We start from the raw sequence: 12,508 nt of genomic DNA on the forward strand, positions 1-12,508 counted from the left end.
CTCTATTATCTTTGTCTAAAAAATAAATAATGCTGCAAGTTAACTATATCCGCGAAAACAGAGAGAAAGTTTTAGCAGGCTTAGGCCTCAGAAACTTTAAACAACCAGAACTGGTTGATGAGATCATACAAACTGATGAAGAAAGAAGACAATTTCAAACTTCATTAGACCAGCTCTCTGCCATTGCAAATTCGAGCGCCAAACAAATCGGCGAGCTGATGCGCAATGGGAAAAAGGAAGAAGCTGAAGTGTTAAAAGCAGGAACAACGGCCAATAAAGAGCAGATCAAAACCCTCTCTGATGCATTGGCAGCAGCTGAAAGCAAACTGCATCACCTGATTGTACAATTGCCTAACCTGCCACATCACCTGGTAAAAGCAGGAACTACGCCGGAAGAGAATGAGGTCGTATATACGCACGGAGCAGCTGCGGTAATGACTGAAAATGCTTTGCCACATTGGGAGCTGACCACCAAATATGACATTATTGATTTTGAGCTGGGTACCAAGATCACAGGCGCGGGCTTTCCGGTGTATAAAGGCAAAGGTGCACGTTTACAGCGGGCACTCATCAATTTCTTTTTAGACCATGCTACCGCAGCAGGTTACCGGGAAATGCAGGTGCCCCTCCTGGTAAATGAAGCTTCAGGTTTTGGAACAGGACAATTACCGGATAAGGAAGGGCAAATGTACCATGTAGGTATCGATAACCTGTACCTGATCCCTACGGCAGAAGTTCCGGTTACCAACCTTTACCGCGATGTCATCTTAAAAGAAGAAGAACTCCCGGTGAAAAATACTGGCTATACCCCATGTTTCCGCCGTGAAGCGGGCTCTTACGGAGCACACGTGCGTGGTTTAAACAGACTGCACCAGTTCGATAAAGTAGAGGTTGTACAGATCGTTCATCCCGACCAATCTTACCAGGTGCTGGAACAGATGAGTGCCTATGTACAAAGCCTGCTGCAAAAGCTGGGCCTGCACTACAGGGTATTGCGCTTATGCGGAGGTGATATGGGCTTTACCGCGGCGATGACCTACGATATGGAAGTCTGGAGCGCAGCGCAGCAACGCTGGCTGGAAGTCTCTTCCGTCTCAAATTTTGAAACTTATCAAAGCAACAGGCTTAAATTGAGGTTTAAAGGCGCCACTGGAAAAACGCAGCTGGCCCATACTTTAAATGGCAGTGCCCTGGCCCTGCCGCGTATTGTTGCGGCCATTCTGGAAAACAACCAAACAGACAAAGGAATTAAAATCCCCGAGGCCCTGGTTCCTTATACCGGCTTTGAATATATCGACTAAACATAAAAAGCTTCCCGAAGGGGAAGCTTTTTGTTTCTAACAGGTAGATGTCAGATTTTTATATAGGTGGTTAGTTAATAATCTATAAAATAAGGATCAGCAACAAAATGATGATGATGATGGCACCTACCGAAAGGTAAACACCGCCATTCATTGCACGGGCTTCTGTTTTCAATTCTTTTAACTCCTTACGAAGTTCTTTTTTTTCTGCCCTGGATAATCCTGACTTATCCATATCCCTGATCTCCTCAACGCGGCTTTTGATCCTTTCCAGCTGAACTTTTTGTTCCGCGGTCATTTCCGTTTTTGCCTTATTGTTTTTATCTGCTGCTGAAACCGTATCTACAGTAATGGTAAGCGTAAAGATCAGTGCCAGTGAGTAAATTAATTTTTTCATAATGTTCTAATTTTCTGTTTAATGGTAACAACAAAAAACCTACCAAACTTAATTGATAGGTTTTCTGAATGTTTTTTAATAAAACTGTATAGTCTACAGGTCAGATTTATTTATTTGATCTCAAATACTACATTCATTACGTAGTTTAATTTGATCTTTTTGAAATCGATCTCCGGAGCCGCTGCACCAGCCATATCTGCGCTTTCCGCTTTCATCATTACATTGGAGCGGTACATGGCCTGAGGGTAAACCTGGTTTTCGATCTCCTGTATATCCAGAGCACTGCCCAGTTTGTCGCCAATGGCCTCAACCAGGTAAGTTGCTTTGGCTTTAGCAGCCTGCAAAGCTTTAATTTTTAGCTCCTGTTTTAAGCTGGTGATCTTCGAATAATCATAGCTGTCGATATTGGTATAAGCTACACCTTTGGCATCAACAGCACCAATGATCGCATTCCATTTATTCAGATCGGTCACCTTTAAGCGGTATTGTTTGCTGGCCAGGTAATCCGGGTTCTTTTTCTTTTCTGTAACGGTCGTATAGCTGGACAGGTTGTTGATCGTTAAATTCTCTTTATCCAGGCCAGCTTTCTGAACCGCATTGAACAGTTCATTTTCCAGCGTAGTAATGTCTACTTTTTTCTTGCTGTTGCCATCTTTCAGGTATTCTTTTAAAGAAATGCTGATATAAATGATGTCTGGGGTAACTTCAGTTTCCGCCGATCCGCTAACGCTGATCTTTTTACGTAAATCTACCTGTTGGGCCATCGCACTTACACTCAATAAGGTCGCAAAGGCAAGGGTGAATAATTTTTTCATAATGTGATATTTTTCATTTGTGTATTTGGTATATAGATGAAACTAAGGTGTCAATTCCATATCCACACGCAAAATATTTACCATTTATTCTTCAACCATCTCATTATTAGGGCTAATTTCTTCTACAACCTCTTCCTTGAAATAAGATTTCTGGAACACCAGGATCAGAATTACACCCACAGATATGGCTGCATCAGCGATGTTGAATACAGGTCTGAAAAAGATAAAATCCTCACCACCCCATATCGGTACCCATTTTGGAAAAACACCTTCAATCAGCGGAAAATAGAACATATCTACCACACGGCCATGAAATAAAGTAGCATAGCCATATATTTTGCCATATAGAACCGAGTCGATGATATTTCCCAGTGCCCCTGCAAAGATCAGGGCTACATTCAGGATCAGTCCCCTGTGGTATTTACGCTGGATCAGGTAATGCAGGCCATAGCCAATTCCGGCAACAGCAGCAATCCTGAACAAGGACAAAGCCAGTTTGCCAAACTCCCCGCCAAACTCCAAACCAAAGGCCATCCCGTTATTTTCAGTAAAATGGATAATGAACCAGTTGCCAAAGATCTTGAATTCCTGACCAAGGTACATATTCGTCTTTATCCAGGTCTTTAAAAGCTGATCTGCAAGCAAAACCAAAAAAATGATCAATAAAGGTTTGGTATAGCCTTTCATTACGACTGCTTCAGTTTAGCTTCCATACTTAAAGTGGCATGAGGAACTGCACGCAAACGTTCTTTCTGGATCAGTTTGCCAGTTTCCCTGCAAATGCCATAAGTTTTGTTTTCAATACGTACCAATGCTGCTTCTAAATTCTCGATGAACTTTTTCTGGCGGGCTGCCAGCTGGTTCAATTGTTCTTTTTCCAATGTCGCTGAACCATCTTCCAGTGTTTTATAGGTACCTGAAGTATCCTCAGTTCCGTTAGAGTTTGGGCTGCTCAATGAGTTGGTCAGATCAAGAAATTCTTCTCTTGCCATTCTCAATTTCTCTAGGAGCAGTTCTTTAAATTCCTGTAATTCAATGTCAGAATACCTTGTTTTCTCTTTTTCCATCTGTTTATAGTTTGTTTTTTGCGAAATCATGACGATTCCATAATAATTATTGTTGTGCAATCAAAATTTGTAGTTCAACGTCATCGATTACTATTTTGTTTCCGTTGGCTAAAGTTTCCGTTAAGTTAATGTTATCCGCTAAAATTTCAGCGCAAATGTAGGTTTTATTTTGTGCTACTGCTTCGGTTACCAGGTTATGGTTTTGTAAAGTCACGGTAATCCTGTCTGTCACCTCGTAGCCCAGCTCTTTTCTTAAGTTCTGGATCCTGTTGATCAGCTCCCGCGATAAACCTTCCTGTTTCAGTTCTGCTGTGATCGAAACATCAAGTGCCACAGTCAGGCTGCCCAGATTGGTTACCTGCCATCCCGGTATATCCTCTGCAATAATTTCCACATCGCTCAGCTCAATAACATAATCCGTGCCGTTAACCAGGTACTTACCTGTATTTTCAAAATTTGTAAGCTCCTCCTGGCTCATATTGCTTACCAGTTCGGCAACCATTTTCATGTCCTTACCCACTTTAGGGCCCAGCGCTTTGAAATTAGGTTTTATTTTTTTCTTGATAAAGCCCGCAGTATCAGTGATGTACTCAATGGTCTTGATGTTCGTTTCCGATAAGATCAGGTCTTTTACCAGTTCTACCCTTGCGGCAAATTTATTGTCCAATACGGGGATTAAGATTTTGGCCAATGGTTGGCGCACATTGATGCCGGTCTTTTTACGGAGTGACAAAACCATAGACGAAATGTCCTGGGCAAGCTGCATTCTTTCGTTCAGTCCGGTATCAATTAAGGCAACATCAGCCTGCTTCCATAAAGCCAGGTGTATCGACTCCGCCACATTGTTTTTGTCTGCTACCGAAAGGTTCCTGTACAGCCAGTCGGCAAAGAAAGGTGCCACCGGCGCCATCATTTGTGCCACACTCATCAGGCAGGTATACAAGGTTTCATAAGCCGCCTTTTTATCGGCAGTCATTTCACCTTTCCAGAAACGGCGGCGCGATAAGCGGATGTACCAGTTGCTCAGGTGCTCATCCACAAAAGCCTGGATCGCCCTGGTCGCTTTGGTAGGTTCGTAAGTATTATAGCTTTCATCTACCTCTGCAATCAGTGTTTGCAGCAACGACAAGATCCAGCGGTCCAGCTCGCTGCGTTCCGCAACAGGCGTCAGCTTATCCTGATCAATCACAAATTTATCTATGTTTGCGTACAGGGCAAAAAAGGCATAGGTATTGTAAAGTGTGCCAAAAAACTTACGGCGGATCTCAGCAATCCCTTCAATATCAAATTTCAGGTTGTCCCATGGATTTGCATTACTGATCATGTACCAGCGCGTAGCGTCCGGGCCATATTCTTCCAGTGTTTTAAAAGGATCGGCAGCATTGCCCAGGCGCTTGGACATCTTTTGTCCGTTTTTATCCAGCACCAGTCCATTAGAAACCACATTTTTATAAGCCACCTTGTCAAAAACAAGGGTTCCTATCGCATGTAAGGTATAGAACCAGCCACGGGTCTGGTCTACACCCTCTGCAATAAAATCTGCAGGAAAGTCGGAGCCCCCGTCAACTTTATCCTTATTTTCAAAAGGATAATGCCATTGCGCATAAGGCATGGCACCCGAGTCAAACCAAACATCAATCAGGTCAGCTTCGCGCTTCATAGGTTTTCCGGAGGCTGCAACCAGCACAATCCCGTCTACCACATTTTTGTGGAGGTCAACCAGTTCATAGTTTTCTTCGGTCATGTTGCCGATCTCAAATCCTTTGAAAGGATTTCCCTTCATAAAGCCCGATGCAATGGACTGCTCAATGGCATGGTACAATTGTTCAACCGAACCCATGATCACCTCTTCTTTCTTGTCTTCTGTTCTCCAGATTGGCAGCGGAATTCCCCAATACCTGGAACGGGACAGGTTCCAGTCATTCGCATTTTTCAGCCAGTTGCCAAAACGACCTTCTCCGGTTGATTTTGGTTTCCAGTTGATGGTTTCATTCAGTTCAAACATCCTGTCTTTTACATCCGTCACCTTAATGAACCAGGAGTCCAGCGGATAATATAAAAGCGGCTCATCAGTTCTCCAGCTGTGTGGATAACTGTGTACATATTTCTCTACCTTAAAGGCTTTGTTTTCTTCTTTTAAACGAATGGCGATCTCTACATCAACAGACTTTTCCGGAGCCTGGCCAGCATCGTAATATTCATTTTTTACATACTTCCCGGCCAGGTCACCTACATGGGCAGTAAACCTGCCCTGTAAATCTACCAGTGGTACTGCAGTGCCGTTTTCATCCAATACCAGCATCGGTGGCACTTCAGGTATGGCTTCTTTAGCAACCCTGGCGTCATCTGCGCCGAAAGTAGGGGCGGTATGTACAATACCCGTTCCGTCCTCCGTGGTCACAAAATCACCAGAAATCACCCGGAAAGCATTTTCAGGATGCTGATAAGGCAAGGCATAAGGCAAAAGCTGCTCATATCGGATGCCAACCAGGTCTTTGCCTTCAAACTGCGCTAAAACCTGGTAAGGGATCTTTTTGTCGCCGGCAGCAAAATGCTCAAAGTCTGCTGCATCATTGCTTTCAAAATAGACCTTGCTGAACTGTTTGCCCACAAGAGCCTTTGCTAAGATCACATTTACCGGCAGGAAAGTATACTGGTTAAAGGTTCTAACCAATACGTAATCTATTTTTGGTCCAACCGTTAAGGCCGTATTAGAAGGTAAGGTCCAGGGCGTAGTGGTCCATGCCATCAGATGTAGGTCACCAAAGTTCTGTAAAAACGCAGGCAATGTGTCGGCTAAAGCTTTAAACTGGGCAACAATGGTGGTATCTGTTACATCCCGGTAAGCGCCCGGCTGGTTCACCTCATGAGAGCTTAAACCTGTACCTGCTTTAGGCGAATAAGGCTGGATGGTGTAGCCTTTGTACAGCAGGCCTTTATCATAGATCTCTTTTAACAGCCACCATACAGATTCCATGTATTTGGATTTGTAGGTTACATACGGATCATCCATATCTACCCAATATCCCATCTTTTCGGTCAGGTCGTTCCACACATCGGTGTAACGCATCACCGTTTTTTTACAGGCTTCATTATAGGCTTCAATGGAAATGGTCTTGCCAATGTCTTCTTTGGTAATGCCAAGCTCTTTCTCCGTTCCCAGTTCTACAGGTAATCCATGCGTGTCCCAGCCTGCTTTGCGTTTCACCTGGAATCCTTTTTGTGTCTTGTAGCGGCAAAAAATATCTTTAATAGCCCTGGCCATTACGTGGTGAATACCAGGCATTCCGTTGGCCGAAGGAGGGCCTTCATAAAAAGTAAAAGGGTTAGCTTTTGATCTTGTTGAAATGCTTTTTTCAAAGATGTTTTCCGCTTTCCAAAAATCAAGTATCTCTTTGCTTATTTTAGCCAGTTCCAGTTGTTTAAATTCCCTATACATCAATCAAGTATCTCCAAAAATTAAGGATGCAAAGTTAAGGTTTTCAAATGAAAAATTGAAGTGTTTCTGATGCCCATGTTTTAAGGGCTGAAGAGATACCGATATTAAGCTATATCAGGGCTAAACAGAGGGATACTAATTTGTACATGTCACTATCGCGGTCATTTCTTCATTTAATTGCTGTACTGCCCTTTCCAGCATCAATAACCCTTCTCTGTCGCAGGTATAATCATCTGCCTTAAACAGGCTTACCAAACCCATGATTGAAGAAACAGGCTGTCTCAGGTTATGGGATTGTATATAGGCGATCTCCTGTAAGGAATGATACTGCGTTGAAATCTTATGGTCATTTGCAATTTTCTCTGTGATGTCAATCGCATTTAAAGACATGCCTAAGATTTTTCCCTGCCTGTCTTTTGCGGGTTCATAATTGATGAACCAGATGATTGATTCCTGTAGATATTTTAACTTGCATTCTACCCGGACCGGAACGCCATCCAGCACTTTATGGTAACTGGCCAGAAAATCGGCTAAGTTTTTTTTAGGAATACAGCGGGTAACGTTTAAACCAGCTGTTAAATCGATGTCATAATGTCTTTTAACAAAATTTACTGCCGCTCTGTTAAAATCTATCACTTCTAACTCAAGACCGATAAGTAAATGAATGGAATCTGAACTGTCGAAGAAGGAGCGAAGTTTGTCTTCTGAACTTTTAACAACTATTTTAAGCCGGATAATTTTTCGCAAAGCGTTTTTAATGATAGCGCGAAGTCGTTTTAATTGCATAATAAGGTAATGTAAAATAGATCAATGAATCCGGGAAGATTATTGTGCTATAACATAGTGAAATAAAATATGTTTCATTTATTTCTCTGGCCGGGGCTGCTGCAAGTTCTTTACAGCATCCCTCAGCTTCCGCAAACGCATCATCCACATCCTGCCCAGCAGGCTCAGCTGAACGGTAAGGATGATCAGTACAACCGCCAGTAAAACATATTTGCTGCTGGTAAAGCGGATGTTATAGGTGAAAAATAAGAGAAAACCTGTCCAGAGCAATATCCTGGAAACAACCGATACGATTGCATACACCTTAACTTTTAACAAGTAATGCTCCAGCGTCTGTTTAACCTCCCCTTCTGTTTTAAGGTGTTTGGCCAGGCCATAACCCATCAGGTTATGCAGCAATGAAAAAAGCACAGCGGCAACCAGTGCCAGATTGATCAGCAAAGGTTTCTGATCTCCATCAAACATCGTATAATAAACCAGCAGGAAAATGGACCAGCCCATAATTTCTATCCAAAGCTGCTTCCTGATCCCTTTTAACACAGGGTGGTTGTTTTCTTTCAGCATCAGCCTGATTTCTTCAGCTGTTTTGACGGTTGTGTTTACACTGTTCCATGTAGATCTTAAATCGGCCAGTTCCATGAGTTATAATTTTAAAAGTTTTTGAATCTTATTTTTAATCCGGTTGAGTTTAACGCCCACATAATTTTCATTGATCCCGATCACTGCGGCAATTTCCTGGTAACTGAGTTCCTCAAAATAAAGGGTAATGATTGCCTTTTCGGCATCGTCCAGCTGTTTCAAAGCGGCAAATAAGCGTTCCTGTCTAAGTGCCAGCTCCTCGCTTTGCTGCGCTTCGGGCAAATCAGGTAAAACGGCGCTGTAGGCAATTTCCGGTTTCTTTTTCCGGAAAGAGGCAAGTGCGGTATTCAGTGCTACCCGATAGATCCAGGTGCTCTGCTTGGCCCGCCCCCTAAAAGAAGGCAGGGCCCGCCAAAGCTGGTATGCAATCTCCTGGAACAAGTCTTCCCGGTCTTCCCGGCTATCGCGGTAAAGCCTGCATACCTTATGGATAATCCCCTGGTGTTCGGCAATCAATGTTAAAAACTGCCTTTCATCCATATCCTGCATTTTTATTGAAATGGTTCATTGTCTATTGCTTTCCCTATAAGTTGCAGCAAAGCCCGGATCCTTACAGCCTGGCCGAAAAAATTTAAGAAAAGCTTTTAACTTTGCCTTTTAGCCGGTATCCGCAAACCTCAAAACCAGCTTTGATCAGCGTAGCGCGGGAAACCGGGTTGTTGATGTTGCACCTGGCAGCGGGTACCCGTCCTAGCCCGTAAGCTAGTTTTTTTAGTTCCTGGACCATTAAACTCCCAAATCCGCGATGGCGAAAGGGCGCTTTAACCTGCATATAAATATCAGCATAGGGCAGGTTATAGTTCAGCATTAATCCCCCGCTGGCAACAATTCCATCCTTAAGAGCCAATACATAGTCGCTGTCATCGCTGCCCATTTGATCGGTTTCCACCACTTTTCGAAAAACCACATCAGCAATGGCATGCCCGGTTTCCTGCCGGTCTTCAAAAAGTATGGCTTCCGTATTGATATCGGCAGCGTGTTCATACAGCATGGAAGCCAGGAGACTGTCATTGCTCTGGCATTCTATATAAAGTGCCCCTGATGACATTTGCAGGCGCAGAAAAACCAACTGCGCAAACTTCAGGTAGGGTTCAAGAATGTAAAATTCAAAAATGGTATCCCTGTCTGTTCTTTGGTTGCTGCCCCATACCGCTCCATAGCCAATTTTTATGCCATCCATTACAAACAGGTAAATATCTGCCCAGCCATAATCATGACATTTATTAAGTACAAATTGAACTTTCCGCTCCTCCAGGAACGAAATCCGGAGGTGCTGAACCTCTTTTAAACCCGTTTTTTCAATGCTTAGTTTCATGGTAACCAGTTTCCTTAATATGAATTTACAAAAAATAAATGGCGCCTGGCAAAGCCTTCCTTAAAGTATCCTAAAACACTATTGGTTTGATTTTTGTTAATCATTTCAGATCAGATTAATACTTGCGCCATGATAAAAGTATTGAAACTTCAGAAAGCGGTATATGCCATCATTTTAGGCATTTTGGGGCTAATCGCGTTTAAAATTATAGAACCCTCCAATTCAGCAGCCAGCGTCTGGGTGCTGAAAATTTCAGGATTATTGTTCCTGGTCGGTGCCTTATGGTTTTTATATCCCATCCTCTTCGCCAAAAAAGTGAACGATGCAGAAGTGCAGCTGGATCCGGAAAAACAACCGGAAAGAACAGCACACACTACAACAAACCAGCCATAAGCGGGTCAGTTACCGAATCTTCGCCTGTTTCCGCATGCCCGGCATATTGCCTGCTGAATACCCGATCTCCGGCCACCTTTACCGTAAAATCATACCAGCCGAAACTGTGCTTCAGATCCATTAAGACCTTTAGCTTTTCTTTTGCCGGAAGCAGGATCGTCCTGGCAGCCATGGTTTGATAAGCGCCAGCTGTAATTTCCAGCCGGATGGCCTCCCCGCCCGTGTTTTCCAGGAGCAATGCGATATTGCCACTGGGTTTGTTGCGTAAAAAACCTGTGCTTTCATAGCTACAACTGGTTTGTAAGTGAGGGTCATTTTTGCTGCCTTTAAAGCACCGAAAAAAGCCATTGGGCCCGCTTACATGCAAATCATAACAGAGCTGCTCAAAATGTTCCAGCTTTAAACGGTCGGTTAACTGGTCGCCTGCAACTAAGGCATAGTTCCAGTTTTTCCCGTCCAGACCTTTATACCGGTTGCTGGTATAGAGCAGGAAAGGGGCGCCTTTAGGTACCAGCTTTTGCCCAAAATTTCCTTTTCCGGTTTCCAGGTAAAGTTCAAGATACTGCTTCGTTTTATCCAGCCGGCACTCGGCAAACAACTGGTAAGGCAGTGCACAGGCCATCCGGGTACCTTTTTCCTGCTGCGGCATAAAAGAAAGGCTGTCCAGTTCCTGTTGTGTCAAAGAACTGGGTTTAAGCTGGGCGGGTTTATTCTTTGCATTGTTGATGCCGACGATGACTGCTTCCTTTTTTAACAATGGGGGTATATGGGTTGCTGCGGCTTTAGCGGGCCGGAAGGCCGAGGTCAGATCGCCGCATATGGCACGCCGCCAGCTGCTGATGTTTTTACTGCTGATCGTTTTTCCTGTTTTTTTACCCAGGAAGTGTTCCAGGAACTGCAGGCAGGAAGTATGGTCAAACACCTCCGAATTTACATAGCCGCCTTTACTCCAGGGCGAGGCAATGAGCATTGGTACCCGGTAGCCCAGTCCGATCGGGCTGTCTTTTTTCAACTCGTAATCTGCATCTACCTTAATCCGGGCCGAGACTTTCCCTACATCTGCCGTGTCCGGTTTAGGAACTACATATGGGGGCATATGGTCAAAATAGCCATCATTTTCATCGTAGGTAAGGATAAAGATGGTCTTTTTCCAGACTTCCGGATCTTTGGTTAAAATGTCGATGGCTTCAGATACATACCAGGTGCCGTAAAGGGGGGCGCTGGTATGGTCAGAAAATTTTTCCGGAGCCACAAGCCAGGATACTGTAGGCAGTTTTCCCTGCTCAACGTCGGTCCTGAACTGATAAAAGATGTCATTTTTAGGGATTTCCAGGGTCTGTTTTACGCCTTTGTCGTCTGTAAATGAAAAAGGTGACAGTTCCAGGTAATTTTCGGGTGCATTGATATTGGTGGCAAAGGCCTTATCAATCAGGTTTTTTTCCCTTTCAGACAACTGATCATACTTTGCCCTTACTGCTGCTGGTGTAAGGGCCGGGCTTACGGTATGGTCGCCATTTTTCCTGAAATAAGCAGAGAGCTTTACCTGGTAGCGCTTTACGTATTCAATGGCATTGTCACCATAATTGCCCAGCCAGGAATCCGCTTCTTTCCCCTGCAGCTCTGCGGTCCAGATTTCATTCTGGTATATCTTCCAGCTGATGCCATTGTCTTCTAAGATCTCGGGAAAAGTAGGCCAGTCTACATATACATTTTTGCGGGATTCTGCCTGTGCATTGCTTACTGCGGCAATGGAGTTTCCATTTTGCTCTGGTCTGATGGTGCCTGTCCAGAAAAATAGCCGGTTGGGTGTAGTGCCGGTTAAGGAGGAGCAGAAATGGTGGTCGCAGATGGTAAAGGCATCTGCCATGGCGTAATAAAAAGGAATGTCCGAACGGTCGTAATAGCCCAGCGACATCAGACTTTTTACAGGTACCCATTTGTCGTAGCGGCCATTGTTGCGTGCGGCTACCTGGTCGTTCCAGGAATGTGGCAGCCCGCCCTGCCAGGTGATCCTGGTTTTATTGATGTCTACATGAAAAGGCGCATAGCTTTTGCCCGCATCATCTTTTTGCAGCCATACTTTTTCACCGTCAGGCTTGGTAAAAGCCCTGGGGTCGTTAAAGCCGCGTACCCCTTTAAGCTTGCCAAACATATGGTCAAAAGAGCGGTTTTCCTGCATTAAGAATACAATATGTTCCGCATCGTAAAAGGTACTTCCGGGGTCGGCACTAATGGCCATGGCCTTTTGGATGGACATAGGGATCACATTGGGCAGCCCTGCTGCACCAGATAGTATGGCTGCTTTTTTAAGAAATTCCCTTCTTGAGTTCATTTGGTCAGGTGCTGTGTGTAACCA

General features: G+C 44.1%; 12 protein-coding genes. 2 read left to right on the top strand and 10 right to left on the bottom strand.

Features of this window, described 5'->3' with window-relative positions:
* Positions 1 to 29: 29 nt before the first annotated feature.
* Positions 30 to 1,301 (top strand): serine--tRNA ligase, encoded by a 1,272-nt coding sequence (serS, locus tag R2Q85_RS20140; RefSeq protein WP_316813595.1) that lies wholly within the window; start codon positions 30 to 32, stop codon positions 1,299 to 1,301.
* An 82-nt stretch (positions 1,302 to 1,383) separates the two neighbouring features.
* On the opposite strand, the gene R2Q85_RS20145 is transcribed toward serS, so the two are convergent.
* The 9 genes from R2Q85_RS20145 to R2Q85_RS20185 all read right to left on the bottom strand — a co-directional run bounded on the left by R2Q85_RS20145 (position 1,384) and on the right by R2Q85_RS20185 (position 9,759).
* Positions 1,384 to 1,698 carry a hypothetical protein gene (locus R2Q85_RS20145; protein WP_316813596.1) on the bottom strand — a complete coding sequence of 105 codons (315 nt, stop codon included), beginning with the start codon at positions 1,696 to 1,698 and terminating at the stop codon, positions 1,384 to 1,386.
* A gap of 110 nt (positions 1,699 to 1,808) precedes the next feature.
* Positions 1,809 to 2,513: an SIMPL domain-containing protein gene (locus R2Q85_RS20150; RefSeq protein ID WP_316813597.1), complete on the bottom strand. Its 705-nt coding sequence runs from the start codon at positions 2,511 to 2,513 to the stop codon at positions 1,809 to 1,811.
* Between the two features lie 84 nt (positions 2,514 to 2,597).
* Positions 2,598 to 3,200: a lipoprotein signal peptidase gene (locus tag R2Q85_RS20155; protein ID WP_316813598.1), complete on the bottom strand. Its 603-nt coding sequence runs from the start codon at positions 3,198 to 3,200 to the stop codon at positions 2,598 to 2,600.
* Positions 3,200 to 3,580: a TraR/DksA family transcriptional regulator gene (locus R2Q85_RS20160; RefSeq protein ID WP_316813599.1), complete on the bottom strand. Its 381-nt coding sequence runs from the start codon at positions 3,578 to 3,580 to the stop codon at positions 3,200 to 3,202. Before R2Q85_RS20160 ends, R2Q85_RS20155 begins: the two co-directional genes overlap by 1 nt.
* A gap of 46 nt (positions 3,581 to 3,626) precedes the next feature.
* Positions 3,627 to 7,019: an isoleucine--tRNA ligase gene (ileS, locus tag R2Q85_RS20165; protein ID WP_316813600.1), complete on the bottom strand. Its 3,393-nt coding sequence runs from the start codon at positions 7,017 to 7,019 to the stop codon at positions 3,627 to 3,629.
* 135 nt (positions 7,020 to 7,154) lie between these two features.
* Positions 7,155 to 7,805: a PAS domain-containing protein gene (locus R2Q85_RS20170; protein ID WP_316813601.1), complete on the bottom strand. Its 651-nt coding sequence runs from the start codon at positions 7,803 to 7,805 to the stop codon at positions 7,155 to 7,157.
* A 78-nt stretch (positions 7,806 to 7,883) separates the two neighbouring features.
* Positions 7,884 to 8,444, bottom strand: coding sequence for a hypothetical protein (locus R2Q85_RS20175; RefSeq protein ID WP_316813602.1), 561 nt, complete (start codon positions 8,442 to 8,444; stop codon positions 7,884 to 7,886).
* 3 nt (positions 8,445 to 8,447) lie between these two features.
* Positions 8,448 to 8,924 carry a sigma-70 family RNA polymerase sigma factor gene (locus tag R2Q85_RS20180; protein ID WP_316813603.1) on the bottom strand — a complete coding sequence of 159 codons (477 nt, stop codon included), beginning with the start codon at positions 8,922 to 8,924 and terminating at the stop codon, positions 8,448 to 8,450.
* A 91-nt stretch (positions 8,925 to 9,015) separates the two neighbouring features.
* A complete protein-coding gene (locus tag R2Q85_RS20185) occupies positions 9,016 to 9,759 on the bottom strand; it encodes a hypothetical protein (protein WP_316813604.1) in 744 nt (247 codons plus the stop codon).
* Positions 9,760 to 9,888: 129 nt separating this feature from the next.
* Here R2Q85_RS20185 and R2Q85_RS20190 point away from each other — a divergent pair, with 129 nt between their 5' ends.
* Positions 9,889 to 10,152: an isoleucyl-tRNA synthetase gene (locus tag R2Q85_RS20190; protein ID WP_316813605.1), complete on the top strand. Its 264-nt coding sequence runs from the start codon at positions 9,889 to 9,891 to the stop codon at positions 10,150 to 10,152.
* Here R2Q85_RS20190 and R2Q85_RS20195 read toward each other — a convergent pair.
* Positions 10,133 to 12,484: a phosphocholine-specific phospholipase C gene (locus R2Q85_RS20195; protein WP_316813606.1), complete on the bottom strand. Its 2,352-nt coding sequence runs from the start codon at positions 12,482 to 12,484 to the stop codon at positions 10,133 to 10,135. The two genes, R2Q85_RS20190 and R2Q85_RS20195, sit on opposite strands and share 20 nt — an antisense overlap.
* Positions 12,485 to 12,508: the final 24 nt, after the last annotated feature.

It is taken from the genome of Pedobacter heparinus (assembly GCF_032678725.1).
Taxonomy (GTDB): Bacteria; Bacteroidota; Bacteroidia; order Sphingobacteriales; family Sphingobacteriaceae; genus Pedobacter; species Pedobacter heparinus_A.

Bases quoted from the DNA above. Each gene is read 5' to 3' on its own strand.
- R2Q85_RS20155 (WP_316813598.1), bottom strand. From the start codon at position 3,200: ATGAAAGGCTATACCAAACCTTTATTGATCATTTTTTTGGTTTTGCTT.
- ileS (WP_316813600.1), bottom strand. From the start codon at position 7,019: ATGTATAGGGAATTTAAACAACTGGAACTGGCTAAAATAAGCAAAGAG.
- R2Q85_RS20190 (WP_316813605.1), top strand. From the start codon at position 9,889: ATGATAAAAGTATTGAAACTTCAGAAAGCGGTATATGCCATCATTTTA.
- R2Q85_RS20175 (WP_316813602.1), bottom strand. From the start codon at position 8,444: ATGGAACTGGCCGATTTAAGATCTACATGGAACAGTGTAAACACAACC.
- R2Q85_RS20145 (WP_316813596.1), bottom strand. From the start codon at position 1,698: ATGAAAAAATTAATTTACTCACTGGCACTGATCTTTACGCTTACCATT.
- R2Q85_RS20170 (WP_316813601.1), bottom strand. From the start codon at position 7,805: ATGCAATTAAAACGACTTCGCGCTATCATTAAAAACGCTTTGCGAAAA.
- R2Q85_RS20160 (WP_316813599.1), bottom strand. From the start codon at position 3,580: ATGGAAAAAGAGAAAACAAGGTATTCTGACATTGAATTACAGGAATTT.
- R2Q85_RS20195 (WP_316813606.1), bottom strand. From the start codon at position 12,484: ATGAACTCAAGAAGGGAATTTCTTAAAAAAGCAGCCATACTATCTGGT.
- R2Q85_RS20185 (WP_316813604.1), bottom strand. From the start codon at position 9,759: ATGAAACTAAGCATTGAAAAAACGGGTTTAAAAGAGGTTCAGCACCTC.
- serS (WP_316813595.1), top strand. From the start codon at position 30: ATGCTGCAAGTTAACTATATCCGCGAAAACAGAGAGAAAGTTTTAGCA.
- R2Q85_RS20180 (WP_316813603.1), bottom strand. From the start codon at position 8,924: ATGGATGAAAGGCAGTTTTTAACATTGATTGCCGAACACCAGGGGATT.
- R2Q85_RS20150 (WP_316813597.1), bottom strand. From the start codon at position 2,513: ATGAAAAAATTATTCACCCTTGCCTTTGCGACCTTATTGAGTGTAAGT.